The organism is Dankookia rubra (assembly GCF_004355005.1).
GTDB lineage: Bacteria > Pseudomonadota > Alphaproteobacteria > Acetobacterales > Acetobacteraceae > Paracraurococcus > Paracraurococcus ruber_A.
The window spans coordinates 1-655 of sequence record NZ_SMSJ01000328.1 but is presented as its reverse complement, the minus strand read 5'-3'; the positions used below and the strand labels follow the sequence as shown (position 1 = coordinate 655).

The 655-nt window shown below is 68.2% G+C and carries 1 protein-coding gene; it reads left to right on the top strand.

The genetic code is table 11. The features are described 5' to 3' along the window. A partial coding sequence (locus tag E2C06_RS36850) for a transposase (protein WP_193560548.1) occupies positions 1-505 on the top strand: 505 nt, incomplete at its 5' end. Positions 506-655: the final 150 nt, after the last annotated feature.

Below are 655 nucleotides of genomic sequence, written 5' to 3'. Positions count from 1 at the left end.
GGAGAACGCCCCGGTGCTGCGCCGCTATGCCGAGACGCGCTACGGCGCCAAGTCCTGGTCCTGCCAGCGCCGGGTGATTGCCCGCATCGAGGCCAGTACCCAGGGCCTCGATATCCGCTTCGTGGTGACCAGCTTCGCCCAGGGCAGCGCTGAGTGGGTCTACGACAGCCTGTACTGCGCGAGGGGACAGGCGGAAAATCTGGTGAAACTGCACAAGGCCCAGCTCGCCTCCGACCGTACCTCTTGCCGCTCGCCGCTGGCCAATCAGGTCCGTCTGGTCCTGCACACCGCCGCCTACTGGCTGCTGCTGACCCTGCGCGACCGCATTCCCACGACGCATGAGTTGGCGGCTGCCGAGTTCGCCACCCTCAGGCTACGCCTGCTCAAAGTGGCGGGCCGGGTCATCGAAACCGCCAGCCGGGTCCGCCTCGCCTTCGCCGCCGCCTGCCCGCATGCCGTGCTGTTCCGCGGCCTCGCCCGCAGCTTCCATCCGGCCGGACCATAAGCAACGGGGCTAGTGCCCCACCAATCCTCTCGTCCAGCAACCTCCAACGCCGCCCGTCAGGCCCAACCACCCCGCCGCAAGCGGATGCAGCCGCGTGCCGAACGCTCAAGTCAGCCTGCCAGGACGCCCTACGCTCCAACCCGGTGAATA